16 protein-coding genes and 1 pseudogene are annotated in these 21025 nt (G+C 46.1%); 10 read left to right on the forward strand and 7 right to left on the reverse strand.

Annotated features, from left to right (window positions below; all coding sequences use genetic code 11):
- Window positions 1-184 precede the first annotated feature (184 nt).
- Complete coding sequence (gene dnaA, locus SGRA_RS00025) at window positions 185-1642, forward strand: chromosomal replication initiator protein DnaA (RefSeq protein ID WP_041329789.1); 1458 nt, start codon at window positions 185-187, stop codon at window positions 1640-1642.
- A 266-nt stretch (window positions 1643-1908) separates the two neighbouring features.
- On the opposite strand, the gene SGRA_RS00030 is transcribed toward dnaA, so the two are convergent.
- Window positions 1909-3216, reverse strand: coding sequence for a serine hydroxymethyltransferase (locus SGRA_RS00030; RefSeq protein ID WP_014373000.1), 1308 nt, complete (start codon window positions 3214-3216; stop codon window positions 1909-1911).
- A gap of 277 nt (window positions 3217-3493) precedes the next feature.
- Here SGRA_RS00030 and SGRA_RS00035 point away from each other — a divergent pair, with 277 nt between their 5' ends.
- Together SGRA_RS00035 and SGRA_RS00040 are read left to right on the forward strand one after the other, a co-directional pair.
- Window positions 3494-4852, forward strand: coding sequence for a saccharopine dehydrogenase C-terminal domain-containing protein (locus SGRA_RS00035; RefSeq protein ID WP_014373002.1), 1359 nt, complete (start codon window positions 3494-3496; stop codon window positions 4850-4852).
- 255 nt (window positions 4853-5107) lie between these two features.
- Window positions 5108-6367: a CinA family nicotinamide mononucleotide deamidase-related protein gene (locus SGRA_RS00040; RefSeq protein ID WP_014373003.1), complete on the forward strand. Its 1260-nt coding sequence runs from the start codon at window positions 5108-5110 to the stop codon at window positions 6365-6367.
- Window positions 6368-7009: 642 nt separating this feature from the next.
- Here SGRA_RS00040 and SGRA_RS00045 read toward each other — a convergent pair.
- On the reverse strand, window positions 7010-9097 hold the full coding sequence (locus SGRA_RS00045) for an OmpA family protein (protein WP_014373005.1): 2088 nt from the start codon (window positions 9095-9097) through the stop codon (window positions 7010-7012).
- Between the two features lie 166 nt (window positions 9098-9263).
- Here SGRA_RS00045 and SGRA_RS00050 point away from each other — a divergent pair, with 166 nt between their 5' ends.
- Both SGRA_RS00050 and SGRA_RS23970 read left to right on the forward strand, forming a co-directional pair.
- On the forward strand, window positions 9264-10607 hold the full coding sequence (locus SGRA_RS00050) for an ABC transporter permease (RefSeq protein WP_014373006.1): 1344 nt from the start codon (window positions 9264-9266) through the stop codon (window positions 10605-10607).
- Window positions 10591-10788 (forward strand): annotated as a pseudogene (locus SGRA_RS23970) (hypothetical protein). The gene SGRA_RS00050 and the pseudogene SGRA_RS23970 overlap by 17 nt, the downstream one beginning before the upstream one ends.
- A 380-nt stretch (window positions 10789-11168) precedes the next feature.
- Here the strand turns inward: SGRA_RS23970 and SGRA_RS00060 are convergent.
- From SGRA_RS00060 to SGRA_RS00085, 5 genes are all read right to left on the reverse strand, one after another.
- A complete protein-coding gene (locus tag SGRA_RS00060) occupies window positions 11169-11690 on the reverse strand; it encodes a hypothetical protein (protein WP_014373008.1) in 522 nt (173 codons plus the stop codon).
- 229 nt (window positions 11691-11919) lie between these two features.
- Complete coding sequence (locus tag SGRA_RS00065; RefSeq protein WP_014373010.1) at window positions 11920-12186, reverse strand: hypothetical protein; 267 nt, start codon at window positions 12184-12186, stop codon at window positions 11920-11922.
- A 3-nt stretch (window positions 12187-12189) separates the two neighbouring features.
- A complete protein-coding gene (locus SGRA_RS00070) occupies window positions 12190-12675 on the reverse strand; it encodes a hypothetical protein (RefSeq protein ID WP_014373011.1) in 486 nt (161 codons plus the stop codon).
- Between the two features lie 290 nt (window positions 12676-12965).
- A complete protein-coding gene (locus tag SGRA_RS00075; RefSeq protein ID WP_014373012.1) occupies window positions 12966-13418 on the reverse strand; it encodes an EF-hand domain-containing protein in 453 nt (150 codons plus the stop codon).
- 325 nt (window positions 13419-13743) lie between these two features.
- Entirely contained in the window at window positions 13744-14886 is a 1143-nt protein-coding gene (locus SGRA_RS00085; protein WP_041329411.1) for an acyl-CoA dehydrogenase family protein, read from the reverse strand.
- Window positions 14887-15304: 418 nt separating this feature from the next.
- Between SGRA_RS00085 and proC the strand changes: the two genes are divergently transcribed.
- From proC to SGRA_RS00120, 5 genes are all read left to right on the forward strand, one after another.
- The gene (gene proC, locus SGRA_RS00100; RefSeq protein ID WP_014373017.1) at window positions 15305-16093 is read left to right on the forward strand and encodes a pyrroline-5-carboxylate reductase; all 789 of its coding nucleotides are present in this window, start codon (window positions 15305-15307) and stop codon (window positions 16091-16093) included.
- Window positions 16094-16313: 220 nt separating this feature from the next.
- Window positions 16314-17705 carry a sodium:proton antiporter NhaD gene (nhaD, locus tag SGRA_RS00105; RefSeq protein ID WP_014373018.1) on the forward strand — a complete coding sequence of 464 codons (1392 nt, stop codon included), beginning with the start codon at window positions 16314-16316 and terminating at the stop codon, window positions 17703-17705.
- Between the two features lie 413 nt (window positions 17706-18118).
- Window positions 18119-19165, forward strand: coding sequence for a Card1-like endonuclease domain-containing protein (locus SGRA_RS00110; RefSeq protein WP_014373020.1), 1047 nt, complete (start codon window positions 18119-18121; stop codon window positions 19163-19165).
- A 3-nt stretch (window positions 19166-19168) separates the two neighbouring features.
- A complete protein-coding gene (locus SGRA_RS00115; RefSeq protein WP_014373021.1) occupies window positions 19169-19669 on the forward strand; it encodes a hypothetical protein in 501 nt (166 codons plus the stop codon).
- Between the two features lie 91 nt (window positions 19670-19760).
- A complete protein-coding gene (locus SGRA_RS00120) occupies window positions 19761-20810 on the forward strand; it encodes a class I fructose-bisphosphate aldolase (protein WP_425358658.1) in 1050 nt (349 codons plus the stop codon).
- The last annotated feature ends 215 nt before the right edge of the window (window positions 20811-21025 follow it).

The raw sequence follows: 21025 nt of genomic DNA on the forward strand, positions 1-21025 counted from the left end.
ATAGGTTCTAAATCAATTGCCTGTCCTTGCTAAGGCATTTTTAGCAAAAAATCAATTTTTTTCTTTGTCTTTTTTTCTCGACCTTAGCCCTTCCCGGCTCAAGGCCTAAAGCCTTTTCGCTCCCCAATTTCATTTTTTGGCCCTTTGGCCCGCCACAACACCCAATATAGTAGAGTATAGCCGCATGGAAAATTCACATATAGAAGTTTGGCAACAGTGCTTAAATAAAATTAAACAGGAGGTTAAAGACCAGGCCTTTAAGACTTGGTTTCTACCCATTCAGCCCAAAAAGCTGGAAGGGAACACCCTTACCTTGCAAGTTCCTAACTTCTTTTTCTATGAATGGCTAGAGTCACATTATATTGACCAACTCAAGGCGGCTATCCGCAGCCAACTAGGCGAAGAAGGACAGCTACAGTACGTTTTACAACAGAAAAAAGCGCCCCAAAAGCCACAGGTGGCCGTGCAAAGAGAAAAACCTTTGCGCAATCCCCTACAACAAAAGGAAAGAAGAATCAATCGGCATTATGGGCAAGCGCCTATCCGAGATAAGAACGAAAAGATTCATAACCCTTTTGTTATTCCAGGCATAAAGAAAAAAGAAATTGAGTCGCAGCTCAACCCTAGCTATACCTTTGACCGCTTTATTGAGGGAGATTGTAACCGCTTGGCCCGTTCTGCTGGCATGGCCGTGGCCAAAAAGCCCGGACAAACCGCCTTTAATCCCCTGATGATTTTTGGTAATGTGGGATTAGGCAAAACGCATTTGGCCCATGCCATTGGCAATGAAGTGAAAAAGAACATGAAAGACAAGGTGGTCCTTTATGTCTCTTCAGAGCATTTTACTAACCAATTTATCGAGTCACTGACCAAAAACGCCATCTCGGATTTTGTCAACTACTATCAACTCGTAGATTTACTGATTGTAGATGATATTCAGTTTTTGGCCAAGAAGCAGAAAACCCAAGATATTTTCTTTCATATCTTTAATCATCTGCACCAAAGAGGTAAACAGCTCATCCTCACCTCCGATCGTCCACCCAAAGAAATGGCCGATATTGAAGAGCGTTTAATTTCTAGATTCAAATGGGGGCTCTCTGCCGATTTGCAGGTCCCTTCTCTAGAAACGAGAATGGCCATTATCCAACAAAAGATGCATAATGATGGCATTGAACTGCCTCATAATGTGATGGAGTATATTTCTTATACCGTTCGCTCTAATGTCCGTGAGCTAGAAGGGATTCTCATTTCTCTAATTGCTCAATCGGCCCTCAACCAAAGAGATATTGATATGTCGCTTGCCCGCGAGGTCATCTCTAAGTTTGTAGATGATGTGAGCCAAGAGATTTCTATTGAGTTTATTCAGAAAATTGTGGCCGACTACTATGATATTCCAGTAGAAAAGCTGCGTGAAAAGACCCGCAAAAAGCTTATCGTTACGGCCCGAAAACTCTCTATGTATTTGGCCAAACAGCTAAGTAATAAGTCGCTGACCTTTATTGGGGCCGCCTTTGGTGGCCGAGACCATAGCACAGTTATTCACGCCTGTAAATCCGTAGAGGCCATGTTGCAAAATGACCAAAGCTTTAAGTCAATTGTGGCCGATCTCAAGCAGAAGATTAAACAAAATACCCAGCCCTAAAAGCGGGAACAAGATCATAAAAAGGCGGCTAGAGGAAATCCTCTAGCCGCCTTTTTTAGGTCCTACAGGCCCCGAAGGGGCCGCAGGCTGAGCTGCAGGAGCAGGGCCGCCAAAGGCGGCAGACCAAAGCGGCTTTGCCGCTGCAGGGCCGAGCAGACCTGCGAGCTGCGGACTGGAGCGACCCGACCGCAGGTAGGGGCAGCCCCAAAAAAAACGCCCTAAAAGTCAAAGCTTCTAGGGCGATATAAAATTAAGCTATTTATTGCTTATAGTGGGGCCACTTCTACCCCTTCCTCATCCGAGGCAAAGAGCGGATAATTGGCCATATAGGCATTGATTTCGGCTTTGACGGCAGCAATTTCTTGAGCATCATCAATATTGCTCAAAATGCGGTCCATCCATTCTACAGTTTTCACACAATCGGCCTCCTTGAAGCCTCGAGTCGTGACGGCGGGGGTACCTATACGCATGCCCGAAGTCACCATAGGCGATTCTGTATCAAAGGGCACCATATTTTTATTGACCGTAATATCGGCCAAGATGAGGGTTTCTTCCGCCTGCTTGCCCGTTACGCCTTTGGGGCGAAGGTCAATCAGCATAAGGTGGTTATCGGTTCCGCCAGAAATGACCTTATAGCCTTTATCGACAAAAGCCTGCGCCATCGCTTTGGCATTGGCCACCACCTGTTTTTGGTAGGTCTTAAAGCTAGGTTGCAAGGCCTCGTGAAAAGCAACCGCCTTAGCGGCAATCACATGTTCTAGAGGGCCACCTTGGGTGCCGGGAAAAACGGCAGAGTTGAGAAGCACCGACATCTTTTTGGGATTGCCCGACTTCTTCCAAACCTTACCAAAGGGGTTGGGAAAATCTTTGCCCATCAAAATCATTCCCCCTCTGGGGCCACGCAAAGTTTTATGCGTCGTGGTGGTCACAATATGACAATAATCCAAAGGATTTTTGAGCAGGCCAGCGGCAATAACGCCCGCAGGATGCGCCATATCGCACCAAAGGATAGCCCCTACCTCATCGGCAATCTCTCTAAAGCGCTCATACTCCCATTCTCTAGAATAGGCCGAGGCCCCACAAAGGATAATTTTAGGCTGGTGCTCTTTGGCCTTAGCCGCCACCTTGTCCATATCGATACGGCCCGTGGCTTCTTCTACCCCATAAAAAACGGGGTTATAGAGCTGGCCCGAAAAATTGGCCTTAGAACCATGCGTAAGATGACCGCCATGGGCCAAATCAAAACCGAGGATCGTATCGCCAGGTTTTACACAAGCCAAATATACGGCCGCATTGGCCTGGGCGCCAGAATGTGGCTGCACATTGACATATTCCGCATTGAAAAGCGCTTTGGCGCGATCAATAGCCAATTGTTCAATTTTATCTACGACCTCGCAGCCGCCATAATAGCGCTTTTTGGGATATCCCTCAGCGTACTTATTAGTGAGGCAAGACCCCATGGCCTGCATGAGCTGCTGACTAACAATGTTCTCAGAGGCAATCAGTTCGATACCGTTCTGCTGGCGTTCGTGCTCCTCCCGGATCAATGCGGCCACTTGAAGATCTTTCAACATAGCTGTTCTCGATTTAAAAAAATAAAATGCGGTTTGTTTGCTGTGACTCTCTTCTCAGTAATTGAGTCGCTTAAAGATAATTTTCTTGGGCAAACTCGCCAAGGAAAAGACTTTTTTTTTGATCCCTGCCCCCTGCAGCTACTTCAGAGAAATATTGTTTGCTTTGGCCAAAGTCCTTAAAATCATTCAAAATTAGCTAGGCTATAAATGAGTTCTAAGAGAAAGTTTTATCTTGTCTGCTAATTTACAGTTAACAAACAGCTAAACAATTATTATTATGTTGAATAAAATTCTTGTGGTGGGCGCAGGGCGTTCGGCCACTTCTCTAATAGATTATTTGCTAGAACAAGCGCCTAAATACCAATGGGAAGTCATTATTGCCGATGCCAACTTGGCCCTAGCCGAAAAAAAATTGGAGGGCAGAGCGCATGGCCGAGCGGTTGCGCTTGACGTACTAGATATAGAAAGTCGTGGCGAATTGGTCCAAGAGGTGGATGTAGTCGTCTCTATGTTGCCTCCTTTTATGCACCATCATTTGGCCGGTGATTGCCTGAAATATGGAAAGCATCTGGCCAATGCCTCTTATGTGGCTGCCGAGCTGAAAGAAATGGCCGAATCAGCCAAAGAAAAAGGCCTGATCTTCCTTTGTGAGCTGGGCCTCGATCCCGGTATCGACCATATGTCGGCTATGCAAGGCATTCACCAAATTCAGGAAGCGGGACACAAAATGCTTTCTTTCAAATCGGCCGCCGGCGGTTTGGTAGCCCCCGAAAGCGACGATAATCCCTGGCATTATAAATTCTCTTGGAGCCCCCGAAATGTGGTCCTTGCTGGCCAAGGTATTGCTAAGTATATGTATAATGGGCGGTATAAACACGTTCCCTATCAGCGCCTGTTTGAAGATATCGAGCTAGTGGAGGTGCCCGGCATGGGCCAATATGAGGCCTATCCCAACCGCATTTCACTAAAATATGAATCGGCCTATGGCTTGGAGGGCACGCCCACAATTTTGCGACAAACCCTCCGCCATCCCGGCTATTGCAAGGCTTGGAACCTACTGCTCCAACTGGGCCTTACCGATGATTCTCATGAACTAGAGTACTCCGAAAATCTCACCTACGCTAGCCTTATCCGCAGCTTTTTGCCTGCCGCCAATGATGAGCAACAATTTGATAGCCTAAGGGCCCGCCTGGCCCATTTCTTCCAGCTAGAAGAGGCAGATGAAGCCCTCGATAAGCTCGAATGGCTAGGCCTTTTTGAAGAAACACCCATTCCTTTCGACAAGGCTTCTCCAGCCGTTATTTTGCAAGATATTCTGGAGAAAAAATGGAAGTTGCAGCCCGAAGAAAAGGATATGATTATCATGCAACACGAATTTATTTACCAAGATGCCCAAGGCCAAGAACATCGCCGCCTCTCGACCATGGTCCAAACGGGCGATAATGCCGAGGATACCGCTATGGCGAGGCTTGTCGGCCTGCCCTTAGCCATGGGCGTCAAGCAGATTATGCTGGGCCAAATCGAAAGAAGAGGGGTGCTTATCCCTATTCATGAAGAAATTTACACCCCCATTCTCCAAGAATTGGAAAACTATGGGGTGGTCTTTGAAGAAAGAGAAGAATGCCTAACAGAATAATTGCCTGCAGCTCTAGAAGTTTTTACTTTTAGGGCTGTTTTTTTGGGGCTGCCCCGCCCTGCGGGCGGGTCGGGCTGTCTCGCAGCTCGCAGGTCTGCTCGGCCCTGCAGCGCTTCGCGCTTTGGTCTGGCCTGCGGCCACTGCTGCCCATCCCTCAGCCGCTCGTCGCTAAGGTTTTGGCTTTAGTTTTCGGCTTCGGCCCGCCTAGCCCCAAAACCTCTTCATCAAAAACTTGTTTAGCCAAAAACAATCATCATGAAAGCATACATCATCAACATTGGAGATGAAATTTTATTGGGCCAGATTCTCAATACCAACGCCCATTGGATGGCCCAAGAGCTACAAGCTCAGGGCGTAGATTTACAAAAAATCCTGACCATCTCCGATGAGCGCCAAGCCATTATTGATAGCTTGGAGCAAGCCAAGGGCCAAGCCGATTTGGTCCTAATTACGGGAGGCTTAGGGCCCACCAAAGACGATATTACTAAATTCACCCTAGCCGATTATTTTGGAATGTCGCTGGCTTTTCATGCCCCCAGCTTCCAAAATATCGAGCGATTATTTGAGCAGTTTGGCCGAAACCGCCGCCCAGACGAGCGCTATAAAGTACAGGCCGAAATGCCCGAAGGGGCCCAGATTCTAATTAACAAGATGGGAACGGCCTCTGGTATGTGGTTCCAAGAAGAAGGCTCCCCCATTGTCGTTTCTATGCCTGGCGTGCCTAAAGAAATGAAATACCTCTTGCAAGAAGAGGTCTTTCCCCGTTTGGCCCAATTGCCTGGCCGCTCTAATATTGTACAGCAAACTTGGCTTTGCTTTGGCAAAGGCGAAACCGATGTCTCTAGCGCACTAGAGGATTTTGAGGCCCAATTACCCACCGCCATCAAATTGGCCTATTTGCCCAATACCAAAACGGGCTATTTGCGCTTGCGCCTTACCGCCAAAGGGCAAGAAGAGGCCGCTTTGGTCCAAGCCGTACAAGAAGAGGGGGCCAAACTTTGCCAAATTCTGGGACCCAAACTCATTATTGGCCAAGAAGGCGATTTTTTAGAGGCTAAACTAGGCGAACTACTTCGCAAAAAGGGAAAAACTATTGGCACTGCCGAAAGCTGCACGGGCGGAAATATTGCCCATAAAATTACGGCTATTCCTGGCTGTAGCGATTATTTTATGGGCTCGGTAGTCGCCTATAGCAATAAGGTGAAAATGCAGCAATTAGGCGTTGCTGCAGAAACTCTAGATACGGAAGGAGCCGTCTCTGAGGCTACCGTCCGCCAAATGCTCAGCGGCCTCATCAAAAACCTAAAAGTAGATTATGGCATAGTCAGTTCTGGCATTGCTGGCCCCGGCGGCGGCCGGCCCGATAAGCCCGTAGGTACCATCTGGCTGGCCATAGGCTCTGCAGAAAAACAGTGGGTCCAAAAACTAGAACTGGGCAATAATAGAGCAAGAAATATTGAAATGAGTAGCAGTATTGCCCTCAACTTGATGCGCCTCTTTTTGCTAGAAAGTTAATGCTTTAGGCCCAGCACCTAGAAATATCGAATAGCGGCCCCTCCTTGGAGGGGCTTTTTGTTTTTCTGCCTTTTGAAGGCAGAAAAACAGCTGGCCGAAAGGCTTTCATTTGGCCACAACAAGCCCTTTAGGGCGCAGTTCGACGACCAAAGGGAGTAACCGATGTGAAGGGGTGGCCGCAGGCCAGACCAAGCTTTTGAGCAAAGCGAAAAAGAGAAGGGCCGAGCAGACCTGCGAGCCCCGACAACCAGCCCCTATAGGGGCGCCAGTTCGACGACCATAGGGAGTAACCGCCGCAGCTTTGCTGCGGAGGCCCCAAAGCCATCCTATTCATATAAAAAGCTGCATTTTTTTGAGGGCTGTTTAACATCTTGTGTTTCCCCTTTTTGCTGCCTAGGGACAAGCCCCTAGGCTAGCTTTTTTAGACAGCCCTCTAAAGAGGGCCTTTGGATAAAATTCTTCTCTGCTATAACGACTGAGCAAGACCCTGTATATCAGCAACTGAGGCCCTCGCAGAGGGTTGAGCCCATTAGATTAGCCTAGGGGCTTGTCCCTAGGCGATGATTGACTGAATCCGGGCAAACTAATGGCCCAAATTTTATTCTGACACAGAAAATCCTAAACAGTTCCATTTCTTTTTGCCTACTGCCCATCATAATCCTTAAGACCTGGATAGCGCTGCAGCAAAGCCGGCAGTTGTTCTTTTTCTATGGGCCAACCATCTATATAGGCTTGTATATATAAATTCTCGAAGCCGCTTTCTTCCAAAGTTTCTTTTAGGGCATTGGCAGCTTTAAAGTTGCGCTCCAAGCCCAAATAATAGGTAATTTCGGGGGCGTTGGCCTGTTTTTCGGCGGCGACATTGGCTAGTTGGCTCAAAATGGGGTCATCAAAAAGCTGGCTAGTCGTTTGAATAGCAATGCGATAGCGCAGGCCTTGGCTTTTGCTTCTAAAATTCGGGGCCTCAGTAGCTAGTAAAATCGGGCTCAATTTGGGCCAACTATAATCTACCTTCAGGGTTGTTGGTTGGGCCTCTAATAAGCGCAGCTCTACCCGTCGGTTAAATTGCTGCCCCGCCTCATTTGGTGAACCATCAAAAGAAAAATTTTGGGCCTGAGGGTAAGACATGCCGCAACCTCTTAGATAAATGCGCTGCGAGGAAATCCCTTTGGCCATTAGGTTTTGGGCCAGTTGCTGCCCCTGCTGCAAGGACAAAAACAGGCCTCGGCTGGCCTCATATTGGGCATCGGCATGGGCCTCAATCAATACCTTTAGGCTAGGGTAATCCTGAAGCAAACGAAGCAAACGGTCTATCTGCCGCTGATCTTGCCATGCTCCAGTTGCTGCAGTATAATAAAATGGCCGAAGCTGAATATTGGCCTCGGTAGAGCTACTATCTAGGGCCGATAAAACAGCCAAATTGCTAGGCGGCGGAGGGGCCAGTTCTTGAGCCGCTCCTTGCAGAAAATCTAGACTAGCCGAAACCGCCAACTGCGCCTTTCTTTCTTGCCTAAAATATAACTGATAAAGGTCCAGCCCCCCTTCTCCGCCAGCTCTACGGCTGAGCAGCTGCCCCCCTAAGCCATTGGCCGACAGGCGAAAAAACAAATCATCTCCAGGGCTGCTAATGGGAGCCGGCAACAAACGGGGCGAAGTCCATTGGCCCTTTTCGGCCTCATAAACTGATTCGTAGACATCGTAGCCGCCTACTCCCTGGGCGGATAAACGAGAGAAAAAAAGCGTCTTTCCATCGGCAGCCAAAAAAGGCGTACGTTCTGCTGCTGCCGTATTTATAGGCCCTGCCAAAGCAATAGGCGCCGACCAGCTACGGTCTGCATTTCGCTTCCGATAATAAATGTCTAGATCCTGAGCATGAGGACCAGCCACAAAGAAAAACAAACTATCACTAAAAAAATAATGGTCGCCGGTCCAACTATGATACTGACTATCTAGGGCAATGGGAGCCGCTAGAGACTGGCCATATCCATCGCCAAAATTATCGACTAAGCCCTGACTATCTCGCTGAAAAAACAACTGTCCATAATCGCTGCTAAACCCCAATAAACATTCTTCTTCAGGGCTGTTGTAGCGTTCGCTGAGAGGCTGTGGCGCTCCCCAGCTTCGCTCCTTTCGCTCAATTTGATAGATTTGTCCATTTTTTTGGCCACTACTATCTGGGCGGTCAGAAGAAAAATAATAATAGGCCTTATTCCCCTTAAAAAGGGGACCTTCATCATAGGCCGTATTGATGGGCGACTGATAGGGGGAGGCAATAGCGGGAGAAGAAACCGCCGCATTTCTTTCGGCAAAAACAGCTTGTAGCAGCAAGCGCTTGACCTTTTTTCTATTAAATTTTCGGCTGCCCTTTGTTTTTAAAAAGAGCTTATAATAATGCATCGCCTGCTGATAATTGCTTTCATAATGAAAGGCTCTGGCTGCCAAAAAAAGCGCTTGGTCAGCATGATTTTTATCCTGCAAATAAATTTGTAGGCTTTGCAAACAGCTATCAAACTCATTGAGGCCAAAATGAGCCTGAGCTAAGGTATAATAGTAGTTAGATTTTGGCTTTTTTGCCGATTGTAATAGCTCCTGCGCCTTAGTTTTTGCCAACTGATAGTCTCCTTGGCTTAAGGCCAACTCGCTAGCTTGCCATTGTTTTTTTTGCCCCCTCAAACTAAGGCTCGCAAAAAGAACAGAAAGCGTTAATAAAAATAGTCTAGTGATATTCATAATTTTGCTTTATATATCCGGGCAAATATAGGGAAGTTTTATTGGAGAAGATGGGCTTAAGTTCGCATTTAAAAGTTAGTCTAGCTGCGCAAATATCCACCTTTTTCCGCTAGAACTCATTTAAAAAAACTAAATTGCCGCCAAGACCACTAAGCCAAAATACCTCATGTTAAATATTATTCGAAAAAGAAACCCTTTTGCCCAAAAGCTGCCATCGCCTCAGGCGGTAGAGCGAACCTATTGGCGAAAGTTTTATGGGCAGGCGGGTCGTCGCTGGACCCTCCGTTTTTTTCTGCTCTTTTGTTTTTTGGCCCTTTTTTCTGACTTTCTAGCCAATCAAAAACCAATTTATTGTGAGTTGGAGGAGCTAGAAACGGGCGAACGCCATCAGTTTTCGCCCATTCTATACGATTATGCCGTTGGTTTGGGCTTTAGCAATTGGGAGATTAAGTGGAAACGGCTCAACTGGTATGCTCCAGATGAAAAGCAGTGGCAATATCATGGGGTTATTTTTCCGCCCATTAGCTATTCTGCCGAGCAGGTTGATTTGCGCAATCCCTTAGTGGGTCCTCGAGATGAACAGGCCCTAATTGGCTATATGCAACCGCATTATTTAGGCACCGACCCTTTGGGCCGAGATTTAGCTGCGGGTCTGCTACATGGCTGCCGAACGGCCCTATTGGTGGGCTTGGTAGCTATGTCGATAGCGGCTCTAATTGGCATTTTGCTGGGGGCTTTGGCGGGCTATTATGGCGATGATCGGCTCTACTGGAAACGCGCTTATTTTCTTGCTTTTTTCTTTGGTCTTTTTGCCTTTTGTTTTTTGGCCTTTGTTTGGGGCGCCTATCCCTTGGGCGAGCTCTTGAGGTCGGGTAATTTCTTAAAAGCAGGCTTTTATCTTACGCTTTTGGGAATCCTTCTAGCGGCTATTTCTACACTTTTGGGCTGGGGCTTGGGGCAGCTCCCTTTTCTTTCGGTCAAGAAGCGGCTCCCCTTAGATTTGGCCGTCATGCGCTTTATCGAATTGATTAACTCTATTCCAGTTCTCTTGCTCATTTTGGCCATTTTGCCCCTCATTAAGGATAGCTCTATTTATACCGTCATGGTCCTTATTGGGTTATTATCTTGGACCGGTATTGCCAAGTTTATTCGAGCCGAAATGCTGCGCATAAGAGCGCTTCCCTATATAGAGGCGGCTCGGGCTTTGGGCTATCGAGAGTTGAGCATCATCTGGCGGCAGGCCTTGCCCAATGCCCTACCTCCGGTCCTCATTGCCTTGGCTTTTGGGATGGCTGCGGCGGTACTCACCGAGTCTTTTCTTTCTTTCATCAATGTGGGCCTACCTCCCGAGCAGGTAAGTTGGGGCTCTTTATTGCGCAGCGCCAGAGATGCGGGGATTTCGGCTTGGTGGCTGGCGCTTTTTCCGGGTCTTGCGATCTTTTTCACGCTCAGTATTTTCAATTTATTAGGAGAGGGTATTAACAAAACGCTAGATCCTAAGGAGGTTTAATTTTTTTTGGGGCCTGCCGCCTTTGGCGGCCGGGCCCTTGCAGGGCTCGCAGGTCTGCTCGGCCCTGCGCCAGCAAGCTGGCTAGGTCTGCCGCTGCGCGGCCCCCTTGCAGGCCCCTAGGCCAAGTCGCTTCGCTCCTTTGCGGCGGCTTTGCCGCCTGCTAGCTGTGGCTGCAGGTTAAAACCAGCAGCCAATTTAGGAACAGCACAGCTAGCTCCTCAGCAACAATTGGCCTGCAGCTTGAAAGCCGCAGGACCTGAAAACATAATACCTCCTTTCCATAAACAAAGCAGGGGCTTTTAAGCCGCTGCGGCAAGAAAGACCAAGGCCCAACAAGAATGGCTGCGGCCTTTAGGCTGCAGATAGCGGCAAAGCCGCCATGGCCAAAGGCCAAACGGCCTAGCGATGGTAGGCAGTGCGGCAAAGCCGCAGACCAAGCAAAAACTTGTTTTTTGCGCAGGGCCGAGCGAGCAGCGAGCTGCCGAACGTAGCGCCCGCCGAAGGCGGGAGGCCCCAAAAAAATACTTTTAGGCTAAACCAATAACCAAAAAATAAGGCTTTCTACAGCAACTTAATCTCTCTAATATCCGCTTCGCTTAAATCTAAAAGCAAGATGGCGCACCAAGATGAATCAGGGTCTGTTCCAAGATAAATACTTTCACTTATTCGGTAATACTTAATTGGCCCCCTACTTTCTCCAATCGTTATAAGCATAGCCGTTTCGTTCATAAAAGCAGTCGTCATCCAATGCCTCCGCAGATGCAGGTCGTCGCCTGTGTCTATCCCTAGAGAACAGCTATAAAACTCATCACTCAACTCTAAACGATTAAATTCATCATCCTCTAGTTTTTTTATTTTTTCATTATTTAATGAGATAAGTTCAATTTCAGACAGAATTTCACTGCAAGAGTCAAAAGCGGATTGAATGAACCTTGGACCACTGCTTTCATTATAATTACCAATAAATATCGAATCTCCTATGCGGCGGTTTTTTAGACGAATAATAAAAGGACGATAATAATCGTAGTAATCTACTATATATTCCAAGGGCTTATCAATAGGTTTAAAATTTAGTTTTATCATAGCCAAAATTGTACTGTTAAATATATCTAGCCCCTAACTAAAAATAGGCGCTAGCTGTTCCCCAATTTTTAAGATTAGATTGATGAAAGGCCAAGCTGCATATAAATTTGAATGCCCAAAATCAGCAAAAGAAGCAAAAAGCAACAAATACTCAATATTTCTATTCTTTTGACTTTTTGCCTCCAATAAACGAGCTGTTTAGCTTGCTGCTCTTCTTCTGCCAACTTATTTAGATACCATTTTTCAAAACCAGCTTGTTGATGCACAAGCGCAGCACTTTTGCTACTAATCCCTGTCTAATCAAATAATTGAGCTGTTGTTCTATTTTCATAAGTTTCTGAGGACTAGCTTCTTTTGTTTCCTGCCAAGCTTGGTGAGGTGCTAAGTTAACCAATTTAGCAATCTCTTGAATAGTTAGTCCCCAAGCTGTTGTAGACGCAATTAGATAGAGCAGCCGATCTAGTTGAAGCAGTTCTTTTTTGTTCAGTTGAAGCATAAGTCAAGCCTTTAATTCAATCAAGAGAGGAATATTATTGTAGGGAATCGTCAGCTCTTCTTTGAGCAGATAAAAAACTTCCCTCCAGCTACTAAAATTATTTAATGCCGCTTTGGTCTCTGCAATAGTATAGGCTTTGAGACGAACCGGAATGGCCTTTTGCCAAGAAGCGGAAAAAGAAAGACAACAAGCCTTTTCTTCCGTCAAAATAGGCGCTAAGGCCTCTAAAAAATCAAAAAATGGACAGCTTTCTGTTTTTCCCAAATAGAATCCTAAAAGCTCTTGTACAATTCCCTGAGAAATACCAGCAGCAGAACTAGGCTTCATAAGCACTCCCAAAGCCTGATAGCCATAATGCTTTTGCAAGAGCGCTAAACCATATTCAGAATTTGTGTTCAGCGACTTGTAATCCCAGCAAATCTCATAATCCGAGGGTAGAATTCCCTCAACATAAGCTGGCTGATTTGTGCCTATTGCTATAACATCCATCTTAAATTTTCTATTTTTTGAGCAAAGGTTTCCTAATCGGCTTTCTAAACCTTTTCTCTAAATTTAAATTCCTTAATGCTGCATATTTTTTGAGGCCTGCCCTCAGACTTTCTAAGCTTTGCTTTCAACTATAAGCACTGCTATTTAGACTTACTGGCAAAGTTTGTTGGCCCAAGAATAGCCCTCTCTGACTGTATTCAGTAGGTCTAAAGCAGAGTCGCACAAACATAAAAAAAGAGGAGCCGAAGCTCCTCCTCTAAATAGAAAACAAAAATCCCTTTTACCCTATTCTAATTTGTTTTCCGTTCTCTTCTTTTGGCCGGTTTTGGGGCCGCTTTCAGCTCCTCTTGGCTAATAAAGCCGTCTTGGTTGCTGTCAATTGTTGCAAAATTTTCTTTGATGGGACCTTTGGCTTCCGCCTCAGAAATCTGCCCGTCTTGGTCGGCGTCTAGCTTCTCAAAACGCTTGCCTTTTCCTTTGCGCTTGCCTTTTTTGCCTTGCCCCTTAGGTTTATTTTTTAGTTCTTCTAGACTAATAAAACCATTTTGGTCGGCATCAATTGTTGCAAAATTCTTTTTGAGGCGACCTTTGGCCTCTGCCTGAGAAATCTGCCCGTCTTGGTTGGCATCTACTTTTTCAAAGCGCTCTTCTGGAGACAAACGCTCTTTTTTTTCTTTTTGGTCTTGTGCCTGAGCATTCAAAGCAATCAATCCAAAGCCAATTAACATCAGTAGGTTTTTCATAAAATTCATTTTTTGAGGATAAGATTTGTACCTCAGACGCTACTTCCACAAAAGGGTTTAAGGTCGCTTATTATTTTTATTTTTTGGGGCTGCCCCGCCCTGCGGGCGGGTCGGGCTATATCGCAGCTCGCAAGCCTGCTCGGCCCTGCGCTTTTTTCGCTTTGCTCAAAAAGCTGGGTCTGGCCCTTCGGGCCACTGCTTTCTATCCCTCAGCCAGCTCCACCAAAGAGCTAAAGCTGGGCATTCGGCTTCGGCAAGCAAAAAAAAGGAGACCGATTTATCGGTCTCCTTTCTTGGCCCATAAAAGAGCAACTTATAGAGTAGACTAGTCTTTTAGCAAAGAGCGAGAAATCACTAGCTTCTGAATTTCAGAGGTACCCTCTCCAATAGTACAGAGTTTAGAATCGCGGAAAAACTTCTCTACGGGGAAGTCCTTGGTATAACCATAACCACCATGTACCTGAATACTATCGGTAGCTACTTTTACACAAACCTCAGAGGCCATATATTTAGCCATAGCCGAGATTTTGGTCACGGGCAAATGATTATCTTTAAGATAACCCGCCTTGCGAGTAAGCAATTCGGCCGCTTCAATTTCTGTGGCCATATCGGCAAGTTTGAAGGCAATAGCTTGGAACTTAGAAATAGCTTTGCCAAACTGCTCTCTTTCTTTAGAGTACTTTAGGGCCGCCTTATAAGCGCCTTTAGCAATACCCAAAGAAAGGGCAGCAATAGAAATGCGGCCACCATCTAGAATTTTCATGGCTTGGATAAAGCCTTCGCCCTCATTGCCTAGCAACTGACTCTTGTGTACTCGGCAATTTTCAAAAACCAATTCGGCAGTTTCAGAGGCGCGCATACCGAGCTTATTTTCCTTCTTACCAGCAGAAAAGCCCTCCATATTCCGCTCAATAACAAAGGCACTAATGCCGCGGCTGTCGAGTAGGTCGCCTGTACGGACAAGCACCACCCCAACATCGCCACTGATGCCGTGGGTAATCCAGTTTTTGGTCCCGTTAATTACATAATAATCGCCATCTTTTTCTGCAGTACATTGCATACGCATAGCATCAGAACCCGTATTGGCCTCGGTAAGTCCCCAAAAAGCAACATGTTCGCCACTGGCCAACTTGGGTAAATACTTTTTCTTTTGCTCCTCATTGCCAAACATCAAAATATGGTTGGTTCCTAAAGAGTTGTGGGCCGCCAAAGACAAGCCGATAGAGCTACACACCTGAGCGACCTCCTCGATCACGGTAATATACTCTTGGTAGCCTAGGCCTGTTCCGCCATATTCTTCAGGGACCAAAACGCCCATAAAACCTTGTTCTCCCATTTTCTGGAAAAGGTCTTTGGGAAAATACTGGCGTTCATCCCAATCCATCATCTCGGGGCGAATATGTTTTTCGGCAAAGTTGCGGGCAGACTCCTGAATAAGAGCCAAGGCCTCATTGGCTGAGCTGTTCATGTAATCCATAAATTAAATAAAGAGATTTTTGGGGACCAATTTGGGGCTTTCCTTTTGGTCCAATAGTTTGAAGAGAGCAAGGCTCTCGGAGAAATGTCTGTTTCGCCAATTTACAACAAAAAAATTGATTTTCGGTTTTTCTGCTTTTTATGCCAAGCCTTAACATAATTTAACTAGCTTCGGATATTGGGCCAAAAGCTAGCCAGCTGCGTCTTGCAGGCCCGAAGGGCCGCAGGCTTAGGGATGGATAGCAGTGGCCGAAGGCCAGACCGAGGCGGCAAAGCCGCCGAAGGGCCGAGCAGACCTGCGAGCTGCGACACAGCCCGGCCCGCCCGCAGGGCGGGCAAGCCCCAAAAAACATCATATATAAGGTAAACTACTTTCTTTTGCTGGATCAGCATACATTTAAATTTTCATTATGCAAACAATTGCTTTAGTGGGTTGTGGAAACTTGGGCAGCGCCATTATTAAGGGATTATTGGCTAGTGGGCAAGCGCCCCAGCACATTCGGGCCAGTCGGCGTTCGCTTTGGGCCCTGCAGCCCTTGTCTGAGTTAGGCGTACAAACCTTTTCGGATAACTTGGAGGCCATTCAGGGGGCCGATATTATTATTTTGGGCCTCAAGCCCTATGTTATGCCCAAGGTATTGGCCGAAATTGCCCCAAAATTAGGGCCGCAGCAAATTCTGGTCTCTTTGGCCAGCGGACTAAGTTTGGAGAGTTTGGGCCAAGAACTGCCCGAAGAACAGCCGCTGGTGCGGGCCATGCCCAATACGGCAGCCGATGTGAGCGAATCGCTTAGTTGTTTGGCGCAAAAAAACTGTAGTTTGCAGCAGCAAAAAGCAGTGGGCCGCATTTTTGAAGCCGTTGGCGAAGCCATTTGGATAGAAGAAGAACTGATGGAAGCCGCCACCATTTTGGGCGCCTGTGGCGTTGCTTATGTGCTCCGCTTTATCCGCGCTATGGTGCAGGGCGGAATTCAGCTGGGCTTTGATGCCCAAACGGCCAAAAAGATTGTTACTCAAACCACCAAGGGGGCTGCCGAGCTCCTTTTGCAAGGCGGCAAACACCCCGAAGAAGAAATTGATAAGGTCACGACGCCCAGAGGCTGCACCATTGTGGGCCTCAATGAAATGGAGCATTCGGGCTTTAGCTCGGCCCTGATCAAAGGGATTTTGGCTTCCTTTGAGGCCATAGAAAAGAAGTAAATAACGGCAGAATAAGCTGTCACAATCTGCCCTCTTAAGGTTTTCTTAAGAGGGTTTTAGTTTTTAGACCTACTCTAAATAACTGACAAACAAACTTTTGCATGGGATGTAAATTATATTGCCAAAAAAAACTTGGCCCCCAATGCCCCAATCAAATCAAAATCACTATTTTTAGCGGGTACGAATGCATTTTCACTTACTATTCCTAATAAATTAAATTATGCTCTTTTCCGTTATCTTGAGTTTTATCATTGGTTATGTAGCCATTGTGTTTGAGCATCCGCTCAAGCTAGATAAAACGGTACCTGCCCTCATTATGGCGGCCCTTTGTTGGGCTTTCGTTTCTTTGGGCCATCTCGAGGTTTTTGATCATCATGGACATGAAGCGGCCCTCGATAATATTCTGCTTCACCATATTGGTAAAACTGCCGAAATTCTCATCTTCCTGATCGGCGCCATGACAATTGTAGAGCTAATTGACTTGCATGGTGGTTTTGGAGCGATTACCGATCGCATCAAGACGACCAAAAAATCGACCATGCTCTGGATGGTGATGCCTTTGGCCTTTTTCCTTTCTGCGACCCTAGACAACCTGGCCTGTACGATTGTGGTGGTGTCTTTGCTTCGCAAATTGGTGCCCGTCAAAGAAGAGCGTATTTATTTCATCAGTTTGGGCGTTATTGCCGCCAATGCGGGCGGTGCTTGGTCGCCAATTGGAGATGTAACCACCACTATGCTCTGGATTGGTAACCGTATTTCGGTTTCTGGCTTGGTCTTGGCGCTTTTGCTTCCTTCTATTGCCTGTGCAATTATTCCCACAGCCGTGATGGCCGCTATGCCTTATATGAAAGGAAACATCACTCCTGCCGACACTTCTGATATTCATGCAGGAGAGAAAAACCCCAAAATCAAAGGGGCCGACACTATGCTTATTGCTGGTTTGGCCGGTCTGGTTTTCGTTCCTATTTTCAAAACGGTAACGCATCTTCCGCCCTATGTCGGCATGATGCTTTCTTTGGGTGTTGTTTGGTTAATTTCAGAGTACCTTCACCCCGATGAAGAATTTGAAGATAAGCATAAATACTCGGCTCACCACGCCCTATCTCGTATCGAGATGTCTAGTATCCTTTTCTTCCTCGGTATCTTGATGGCCGTAGCCTCTCTAGAATCACTAAATGTACTTAAGGATTTGGCCGAAGCCATGAACGGCGTCTTCCCTTCTGACAAACAATATCTACCTGGTGTAGTTGGTTTGGACCTTGTGGTGGCCATTTTGGGCCTCGGTTCTGCCCTAATTGATAATGTGCCTTTGGTGGCCGCCGCTATGGGGATGTACTCTACCGAAGAGTATGTGATGGACCACAAACTCTGGCACTTCTTGGCCTATTCTGCGGGTACTGGGGGGTCTATGCTCATCATTGGTTCTGCCGCTGGTGTGGCCGCTATGGGTATGGAAAAAATCGACTTTATGTGGTATATGAAGAAGATGGCCTGGTTGGCCCTTTTGGGTTTCTTTGCCGGAGCTATCGTTTTCTTGCTCATGCACCCCTTCGTAGAGCCTTACCTTATTGATGCCGCTAGCCATGCCGCTCCCACAGGCGGAGGACACTAAGCGCTAGCCTCAGCTTACTATAAAAATGCCTATTCCTTCTATAAGGAGTAGGCGTTTTTTTTGGGGCGTTACTCCTTTCAGTCGTCGAACTGCGCCCTAAAGGGCTTGTTGTCACTGCGGCTACGCCTTGCGGCGCTACGTTTACTCCCTTTGGTCGTCGAACGGCGAACTAAAGTTCTTGTTGTCGCAGCTCGATGTTTTTTTGGGGCCTCCGCTGCGGCTACGCCTTGCGGCGCTACGTTCCGCAGCTCGCTATTCGCTCGGCCCTTCGGCGCTTGCAGCGCCTCGGTCTGGCCCTACGGGCCACTGCTGCACATCGCTAGGCCGAGGGCCAGCCCCTAGCAAAAAAGAAAGCTATTGGGGAAAAAATTGTATCTATTTCCTAGATTTGCGTTTCGAAAAAAAGAACTACTATGTCAAATACAATTGTACTACTACTCTCAGACCATAGACTGCCTAACTTAAAATTTTTTCAGTTTTTAACTAACACAAAAAAAATAAATCCCGATTCTAACACTAACTACATTCTCATTGGCACAGATAAGACTTATAAGCTAAAATATCATGAACATGTAGCAATGGCATTGAAAATAACAGAAGACAAATATGTACATTGGCTCGTATCACCAGAATCATATGAAAAAACCTCTTTATCTCTAAAAGGATATTTAAGTCAAATAAAAAGATCAACTAACTTCTTTTTAAATATCACGACTGGTACAAAAATGATGGCCCTAGCGGCTAAGGATACTTTTGAAAAATATGTTGTTAATACACCCAGCCATAGTCTTGAGACCTATTATATTCCAATAAATAGTGAGAATATTCATCAAATATATCCATCGCTTATTGAGCAGGAGTTCAAAGCTTCCTTGTCCTTAAAAGAATATACAACATCTTATGGATTTAAAATCAATGAGAATAGGTCACCCAGGCATCTAAGCCTTGCTGAGGCTAATGAATACTGGAAGTTAATTAAAGATAATAACTATAGCTCATCTAATATCGCGTCCCCTTTTCCTAAGGCAGGTGATCTTTGGGAGCATATTGTTTTTCATAAAATAGCTAGTAACTTAAATCTCTCAGAAAGTGCGATTGCCTTGAATATAGATATAAAACCTATACACAGCAGGATCAAGGGAACGGAAGATAAACATGAGCTTGATATCATCTTTATAAAAAATGACCGTCTTTATATAATAGAATGTAAAGACTTGTCTCACCAGGAACAGAATGCCTCTAAATTTCCAAGTAAAAAAGTAAGGGACTACATATATAAAAGTAACTCTATCAACCAAAATCTAGGATTATATGCTAAAAGTTTCATTGTAATTCTATGCCCTTTTAAACCGAATAAAGATCAACAAAAAAGCCTTGACAAATTCTCAAAAATTTCAAATATCAAAATTATAATTGCTCAAGATTTTGAAGGAAAAAAATTTACAGACCTCATAAGATAAAACATGAACAGACCAAACTTACTGCTTTTAGTATTTGCCAGCCTATTTCTCTTTTCTTGTGGACCCAAACAAACCGAAGAGGGGCTCCCCTTAGATGAATATGGTCGAGAAGATTTCTTGAGTTTTCATCATAAGTTTTTCCATGAAATTGATTTTCAGTTGGCCCGAATTGACTTTCCCATTACTGGCCCAAAAATGGCCAATGGCCTGCCCAAAATCATAGAAGAAAAAGACTGGACCTTATTGCGCCCCATTGAGGGCCAAGAAGGCGTAGAACGCCAATTTGCCCCCAGAGCCGATGACCTCATGGAGGAGTATATTATTGCCCAAAAGGCCTTTGTGATTAAACTGCGCTACCAGCACAATGAGGTGCAAAATAAATGGTACCTCACCTATTACTCTGGCATCACTGGCGATAATATGCGAGCCACCGTAGACTCTAGCAAACTAGATAGCAATCGGGTTTTGTTGGTGCACCCCGATTCTATGCCTACAGATAAATAAAATAGGCTGCGGCATCAAAATTTAACTGAACTTTGTATTTTGGGGCGCAAACGCTTTTTATCCGCCAAAAAATTGAAACGACATGGCTTTGTTGGACCAAATTGTAGCGCGCCTAGGCGCCGAAAAAGCAGCCTATCTGCTCGAACACCAATCATCGACTTTTCCTAAATCTGCAATTCACGCTCCTCGCCCCAACTTTATTGATGAAGTTTGGAGCCAGAGCAACAGAAATATACAAACGCTCCGCAGCTTGGGCGCCTTGCACAATCATGGCCGCTTGGGTGGAACGGGCTACCTCTCTATTTTGCCTGTAGATCAGGGCATTGAGCATACCGCTGGGGCCTCTTTTGCCCCCAATCCTATCTATTTTGATCCTGAAAATATCATTAAGTTGGCCCTAGAGGCGCAGTGTAGTGCCGTGGCCACTACTTATGGTGTCTTGGGTGCTGTGGCTAGAAAGTATGCACACAAAATTCCTTTGGTGGTTAAAATTAACCACAATGAATTGATGACTTACCCCAACAAATATGACCAAATCCAGTTTGGCTCTATCAAAAATGCTTGGGATATGGGTGCCGTAGCCGTAGGGGCCACCATCTACTTCGGCTCAGAAAATTCTAATCGCCAACTCATTGAGATTGCCGAGGCTTTTGAATATGCTCATGAGCTAGGTATGGCCACCATTCTTTGGTGCTACACTCGCAACTCGGCCTTCAAAAAGGATAAGGATTATCATCTAGCAGCCGACCTCACCGGCCAAGCCAACCATTTGGGCGTCACCATTCAGGCGGATATTATTAAGCAGAAGTTGCCTGAAAACAATGGCGGCTTTACGGCAGTAGGCTTTGGTAAAACGCATCCTAAGATGTACAGCGATTTAGCTACTGAGCACCCCATTGACCTTTGCCGCTACCAAGTAGCCAACTGCTATATGGGCCGTGTGGGCTTGCTCAACTCTGGAGGAGCTTCTGGTGGAAATGACCTGCAAGATGCGGTAGAAACGGCTGTCATTAACAAACGTGCAGGTGGTTTGGGCCTTATTTTGGGCCGCAAAGCCTTCCAAAAACCCATGAACGAAGGAGTAGATATCATCTCTGCCGTTCAAGACGTATATGCTTGTCAAGATATCGATCTAGCCTAAGGCTTAGGGTCGCTATAAAGAGCCAGCCCCAAAAGGGCTGGCTCTTTTCTGTTTAGAGAACAGGCCTTTTTGGTCCAATGGCGTCTTGCAGGCGGCAAAGCCGCCGCAAAGGAGCGCAGCGACTGGCCACAACAAGCCCTTTAGGGCGCAGTTCGACGACCAACGGGAGTAACCGATGTGAAAGGGTGGCCGAAGGCCAGACCGAGCTTTTGAGC

It is taken from the genome of Saprospira grandis str. Lewin (genome assembly GCF_000250635.1).
GTDB lineage: Bacteria > Bacteroidota > Bacteroidia > Chitinophagales > Saprospiraceae > Saprospira > Saprospira grandis.

Coding starts and splice junctions, on each gene's coding strand:
- dnaA (WP_041329789.1), top strand. CDS start 185: ATGGAAAATTCACATATAGAAGTTTGGCAACAGTGCTTAAATAAAATT.
- SGRA_RS00030 (WP_014373000.1), bottom strand. CDS start 3,216: ATGTTGAAAGATCTTCAAGTGGCCGCATTGATCCGGGAGGAGCACGAA.
- SGRA_RS00035 (WP_014373002.1), top strand. CDS start 3,494: ATGTTGAATAAAATTCTTGTGGTGGGCGCAGGGCGTTCGGCCACTTCT.
- SGRA_RS00040 (WP_014373003.1), top strand. CDS start 5,108: ATGAAAGCATACATCATCAACATTGGAGATGAAATTTTATTGGGCCAG.
- SGRA_RS00045 (WP_014373005.1), bottom strand. CDS start 9,097: ATGAATATCACTAGACTATTTTTATTAACGCTTTCTGTTCTTTTTGCG.
- SGRA_RS00050 (WP_014373006.1), top strand. CDS start 9,264: ATGTTAAATATTATTCGAAAAAGAAACCCTTTTGCCCAAAAGCTGCCA.
- SGRA_RS00060 (WP_014373008.1), bottom strand. CDS start 11,690: ATGATAAAACTAAATTTTAAACCTATTGATAAGCCCTTGGAATATATA.
- SGRA_RS00065 (WP_014373010.1), bottom strand. CDS start 12,186: ATGCTTCAACTGAACAAAAAAGAACTGCTTCAACTAGATCGGCTGCTC.
- SGRA_RS00070 (WP_014373011.1), bottom strand. CDS start 12,675: ATGGATGTTATAGCAATAGGCACAAATCAGCCAGCTTATGTTGAGGGA.
- SGRA_RS00075 (WP_014373012.1), bottom strand. CDS start 13,418: ATGAAAAACCTACTGATGTTAATTGGCTTTGGATTGATTGCTTTGAAT.
- SGRA_RS00085 (WP_041329411.1), bottom strand. CDS start 14,886: ATGAACAGCTCAGCCAATGAGGCCTTGGCTCTTATTCAGGAGTCTGCC.
- proC (WP_014373017.1), top strand. CDS start 15,305: ATGCAAACAATTGCTTTAGTGGGTTGTGGAAACTTGGGCAGCGCCATT.
- nhaD (WP_014373018.1), top strand. CDS start 16,314: ATGCTCTTTTCCGTTATCTTGAGTTTTATCATTGGTTATGTAGCCATT.
- SGRA_RS00110 (WP_014373020.1), top strand. CDS start 18,119: ATGTCAAATACAATTGTACTACTACTCTCAGACCATAGACTGCCTAAC.
- SGRA_RS00115 (WP_014373021.1), top strand. CDS start 19,169: ATGAACAGACCAAACTTACTGCTTTTAGTATTTGCCAGCCTATTTCTC.